Below are 5,181 nucleotides of genomic sequence, written 5' to 3' on the forward strand. Positions count from 1 at the left end.
ACGGCGACCATGTCGTCACAGTCGTTGGACCCGAGGTCGCCGACCGTCAGGATGGAGAAGCCCGTGCCATCGTGGCAGGCGGCCTCCGCCGCCGCCATCTTCATGGGCTGTTGCTGGAACATCAGTTTGGCCTGCAGGTCCCCGGTGAGGGACACTGCCGCGAAGGAGAGGACGGCGACGACGGCGCCGATCCGCAGCGAGCGAAGCCAGACCCGGTGGTCGGTCGCATCCCTGCCCCGCGACGGGTCCGATCCGACGACGACCGTGCCGTCCGGACCGACGGTGTCGATGCCGTCGCGGCGGCGCTTCCACAGGTGGTACCAGCTGATGCCCAGCAGGAATCCGCCGGCGACCGAAGTGGCGCCGAAGATCGTGTGCGGGAAGGCCACCAGCAGGGTGTTGTTGGTCAGCACGGCCCAGACGTCCACCATGACGGGGCGCCCGTCGATCATCTCCACGCCAACCGGGTGCTGCATCCACGAGTTAGCGGCCAGGATGAAATAGGCCGAAGCAATGGTGGCCAGCGAGGCACCCCAAATGCTTAGCAGGTGCACCGCCTTGGGCAGCCGGCCCCAGCCAAAAATCCACAACCCCAAAAAGATGGACTCGACAAAGAACGCGAGCAGTGCCTCCATGGCCAGCGGCGCGCCGAAGACGTCGCCGACGAAGCGGCTGTATTCACTCCAGGCCATGCCGAACTGGAATTCCTGGACCAGGCCGGTGGCCACACCCATGATGAAGTTGATCAGGAACAGCTTGCCCCAGAACTTGGTCATCCTCAGGTACTGGTCCTTGCCCGTGCGGTACCAGGCCGTGTGCATGATCGCGACGAGCAGCCCGAGGCCAATGGTCAGCGGCACCATGAGGAAGTGGTAGACGGTGGTAATACCGAACTGCCACCGCGCGATTTCCAGTGCTTCCATTGCCGCATCCTCCCCGGACTGAACTGAGTTCCCGGACTGCTCCCCGGAAACCTTTTCTACAAGCCGTAGAACTTAATCTTCTACGAACTGTAGAACATTTGCGCGAAAGACGGTAAATTAGAGACCAAGAGCACGGTCGCGGGAAGGTTCTGCGCGCCGGAGATGCGACGTTAAGAGACGAAAAGGAGCCAGATGGCCACTCTCGGAGATTTGGAACGGGCAGTCATGGACGTGCTGTGGTCCCAGAACGCCGCCGATCCTGCTGAAGCCGGACTGACGGCCAATGAGCTGCGCGACACGCTGGCACAGGTCTCCGCGGACGGCGCGGACGGCAAGGAGCTGGCCGTCACGACGGTTCTGACCGTCCTGTCCCGGCTCGAGAAGAAGGGGCTGGTCCAGCGCGGCCGGGACATCCGTCCCCACCGCTACCGGGCAGTCACCAGCCGTGAAGAGCACACCGTGGAGCTGATGCACGAAGTCTTGGGCTCGGCCCCGGACCGCGAGGCCGTCCTGGCGCGTTTTATCGGCACGGTCAGCGACGAGGAAGCCGAAACCCTGCGCAAGATTCTCTCCTCCGACTGAGCTGAATGTTCCTGGCCTCCTACCTGCTGGCCGCCATGGCGGTCATTCTGGCGTGGCCGGCTCCCATCCTGCTCTCGCGGGCACGCTGGACAGCCCGCAGCCCCGAAATCGCGCTGGTACTTTGGCAGGCCATCGCCTTGGCCGGCGGACTGTCCATGATCGGGGCAATGCTGACGTGGGGCTTGGAACCGCTGGGAGAACACCTGCTGGCGGGCCTGCGTGGCCTGACCGGCCTTTTGCTTGACGAGGGTCCGGATACCGGATTGGACCTGGTGCATGTGTTTGCGCTCAGCGCAGCCTTGCTGCTGAGCGTCCATCTGGTCTTCACGCTGCTGCTCACCTACTACAAAATCCGCAAACAACGCAGCCGGCACCGCGACCTGCTGAATCTGCTCAGCTCCCCTTCCGAGGACTCCCCGCGCACCTTGGTGATCAACCATCCGGCACCGGTGGCCTATTGTCTGCCCGGTGGCGGCGGCTCCGTCACGGTACTCTCGAACGGGCTGCTCGAGTTGCTCTCGCCGGACGAACTGCGCGCCGTCATGACGCACGAAAAGGCGCATCTGGAACAGCGCCATGACCTGCTGCTGTGGGCCTTCGCGGCCTGGCGGGCCGCCCTGCCCTGGCTCCCCACCTCGAAGCTGGCCAGGACGGCCGTGAACGAGCTGATCGAGATGCTCGCAGACGACCACGCCTTGAAGACGTCCGACCGCGAGACGCTGGTCCGCGCGATCGCCGTCGTTGCCGCCGGGGAGCGGCCGGCGACGACAACAGCCCCGACAGTGGGCATCGGCGACCCTGCGAAGGCTGTGCTCGGCGCCGCCGAGACGGAAACCTTTGTGACCGCTCACCGGCTCCGGCGGCTGCTCTTCCCTGTTGCCGCCCTCAGCCGGGCCGCCCGGACCGCGGTGCTGCTGGCCGCGGCGTTGCTGTTGGCAGTGCCGACCGTCCTGCTGGTGGCGCCCGGTCTGGCGTCCTAGGCGTCGATCCGTTCGCGGTCCAGCATGTTGGCTCCGGCCACAATGAACTCCTTGCGCGGCGCGACGTCCGAACCCATGAGCAAGTCGAAGGCACGCTCGGCCGCCTCCGCGTCCTCGATCCGCACTCTGCGGAGCGTCCGGTGGCGGGGCTCCATGGTGGTTTCGGCCAACTGGTCGGCATCCATCTCGCCCAGGCCCTTGTAGCGCTGGATCGGCTCTTTGTACTTCCTGCCGTCCTTCTCCAGCGTGGCGAGCAGCTTGTGCAGTTCGTTCTCGGAGTAGGTGTACACCACCTCGTTGGCCTTGGCACCGGCGTTGATGATTTCCACCCGGTGCAGCGGCGGAACCGCGGCGAAGACGCGTCCGGCGTCGACCAGCGGCCTCATGTAGCGGAAAAAGAGCGTCAGCAGCAGCGTCCGGATGTGTGCGCCGTCGACGTCGGCATCGGTCATCAGGACAATCTTGCCGTAGCGGGCGGCATCGAGCTGGAAGCTGCGTCCCGACCCCGCGCCCACTACCTGGATGATGGCGGCGCACTCGGCGTTGGACAACATGTCGCCCACGGACGCCTTCTGCACGTTGAGGATCTTTCCGCGGATCGGCAGCAGTGCCTGGTGGTCCGAGGACCGGGCCAGCCGGGCGGTGCCCAGGGCGCTGTCGCCCTCGACGATGAACAGCTCGGACCGTTCCACTTCCTGGGTGCGGCAGTCAATCAACTTAGCCGGCATGGAGGACGTTTCCAGCGCGTTCTTCCGCCGCTGGGTCTCCTTGTGGACGCGGGCCGAGATGCGGGACTTCATCTCGCTGACGACCTTTTCCAGCAGGAGCGCGGACTGGGCCTTGTCCCCCCGGTTCGACGACGCCAGTTTCGCCGCCAGTTCCTTCTCCACCACGCGGGTCACGATGGCCCGCACAGCGGAAGTGCCCAAAATCTCCTTGGTCTGGCCTTCGAACTGCGGTTCGGCCAGCCGGACGGTGAGCACAGCCGTCAGGCCGGCAAACACGTCGTCTTTCTCGATCTTGTCATTGCCTGCCTTGAGCTTGCGGGCATTGGCCTCGATCACCTTGCGGAAGGTCTTCAACAGCGCCTGTTCGAAGCCACTCTGGTGCGTGCCGCCCTTGGGGGTGGCAATGATGTTCACGTACGAGCGCACCGTGGTGTCGTACCCGATGCCCCAGCGCAGGGCCACATCCACTTCGCAGTCCCGGTCGACCTCGGCAATCTTGCTGTGGCCGTTTTCGTCGAGCACGGGAACGGTTTCCTTGAACTTGCCCGAACCATGGAAGCGCCAGACGTCCGTCACGGCGCTGTCGTTGGCCAGATATTCAACGAACTCCGCGATGCCGCCGTCGTGGTGGAACACTTCCTCGAAGCGGCCGTCCTCGCCTGCGGTGCCCGGCAGTTTACGCTCGTCGCGCAGCGTGATCTTCAGCCCGGGAACCAGGAAGGAGGTTTGCCGCGCCCGGTTTTGCAGCTCTTCGTAGGAGAATTTGGCGTCCGGAGTAAAAATCTGCCGGTCGCCCCAGTACCTGATGCGTGTGCCGGTCACGCCGCGTTTGGCAGTGCCCACCACCTCCAGTTTGGAACCGGTGACGAACGGCTCGAAGGCGGACTCGGGGCCCGGCCCCTTGGCCGTGTCGATGAACTTGCCCGGCTCGCCCCGCCGGAAAGACATCTGGTAGGTCTTGCCGCCGCGGTCCACCTGCACATCCAGCCGGGACGAGAGCGCGTTGACCACGCTGGCGCCGACGCCGTGCAGGCCGCCTGAAGCGGTGTAGGAGCCGCCGCCGAACTTGCCGCCGGCGTGCAGTTTGGTGAAGACCACCTCGACGCCGCTCAAGCCGGTTTTGGGTTCGATGTCCACGGGGATGCCGCGGCCGTCGTCGTGGATCTCCACGGAGCCGTCAGGGTGCAAGGTGATTTTGATGCTCTGCCCGTAGCCGGCCAGGGCCTCGTCCACCGAGTTGTCGATGATCTCCCACAGGCAGTGCATCAACCCGCGGGAATCGGTGGAACCGATGTACATGCCCGGCCTTTTCCGGACGGCTTCCAATCCTTCCAGAACGGAAAGATGGCGTGCTGTGTACTCAGACTTCGTTGGCGCCACGTGTACGAGTGCTCCTTGGCAGACAGAACTGCGGTCCTTGGCCGCGGTCCGCCGCGAATAACGGACCGTTACTAGGCTAGTCCCCTTTGCGGCCGGGCTTGTGCACCGCGCCGAGGCCCGCCACGGCATGTGACGCACCTCCCGGCTGTTACCCAGACGTGATACGCGGTGAGCGAAAGTAACCCAAACCTGCGAAGTTTTCCGGGCATCAGATGGTTGTATGGGTAGACGCACTCGTAAGGAGGTCATCATGACAACAGCCCTAGCCCCCCGTGAACTGACCGCAATGGACCGCTGCGACCGATGTGGCGCCCAGGCCTATGTACGGGTGGTCCTGGCCTCCTCCGGCGGCGAACTCCTCTTCTGCGGGCACCACGCCCGGCAGCATGAGCCGCAGCTTCGCTCGAAAGCCTCGGAGTGGCAGGACGAGACCAGCCGCCTGACCGACAAGGTTGGCGCAAACGCCGAATAGGGTCCCCGGACAAGGCTGCCCTGGCAGCTGAACCCGGGTGCTGCCTGCCCGGTCCGTACGGCTTACACGCGAATGGGCGCCGTTCCCCCGCAAGGGGAACGGCGCCCATTCGCATC

5 protein-coding genes are annotated in these 5,181 nt (G+C 64.9%); 3 read left to right on the plus strand and 2 right to left on the minus strand.

What is annotated here, in order from left to right:
- A partial coding sequence (locus AC5RWT_RS34250) for a cytochrome ubiquinol oxidase subunit I (RefSeq protein ID WP_494084112.1) occupies window positions 1–923 on the minus strand: 923 nt, incomplete at its 3' end.
- Window positions 924–1,115: 192 nt separating this feature from the next.
- Here AC5RWT_RS34250 and AC5RWT_RS34255 point away from each other — a divergent pair.
- Window positions 1,116–1,505 (plus strand): BlaI/MecI/CopY family transcriptional regulator, encoded by a 390-nt coding sequence (locus tag AC5RWT_RS34255; RefSeq protein WP_493987433.1) that lies wholly within the window; start codon window positions 1,116–1,118, stop codon window positions 1,503–1,505.
- Window positions 1,506–1,510: 5 nt separating this feature from the next.
- Entirely contained in the window at window positions 1,511–2,485 is a 975-nt protein-coding gene (locus tag AC5RWT_RS34260; RefSeq protein ID WP_494084113.1) for a M56 family metallopeptidase, read from the plus strand.
- Here the strand turns inward: AC5RWT_RS34260 and AC5RWT_RS34265 are convergent.
- A complete protein-coding gene (locus tag AC5RWT_RS34265) occupies window positions 2,482–4,593 on the minus strand; it encodes a DNA gyrase/topoisomerase IV subunit B (protein ID WP_494084114.1) in 2,112 nt (703 codons plus the stop codon). The genes AC5RWT_RS34260 and AC5RWT_RS34265 overlap by 4 nt on opposite strands.
- A 250-nt stretch (window positions 4,594–4,843) precedes the next feature.
- Here AC5RWT_RS34265 and AC5RWT_RS34270 point away from each other — a divergent pair, with 250 nt between their 5' ends.
- Window positions 4,844–5,065, plus strand: a complete 222-nt coding sequence (locus AC5RWT_RS34270) for a DUF7455 domain-containing protein (protein ID WP_493967379.1) — start codon at window positions 4,844–4,846, stop codon at window positions 5,063–5,065.
- Window positions 5,066–5,181: the final 116 nt, after the last annotated feature.

This window comes from Arthrobacter sp. Dra40 (genome assembly GCF_059091905.1).

What these genes read in the sequence shown, in the direction of transcription:
- AC5RWT_RS34260 (WP_494084113.1), top strand. Translation starts at nt 1,511, where the DNA reads ATGTTCCTGGCCTCCTACCTGCTGGCCGCCATGGCGGTCATTCTGGCG.
- AC5RWT_RS34255 (WP_493987433.1), top strand. Translation starts at nt 1,116, where the DNA reads ATGGCCACTCTCGGAGATTTGGAACGGGCAGTCATGGACGTGCTGTGG.
- AC5RWT_RS34270 (WP_493967379.1), top strand. Translation starts at nt 4,844, where the DNA reads ATGACAACAGCCCTAGCCCCCCGTGAACTGACCGCAATGGACCGCTGC.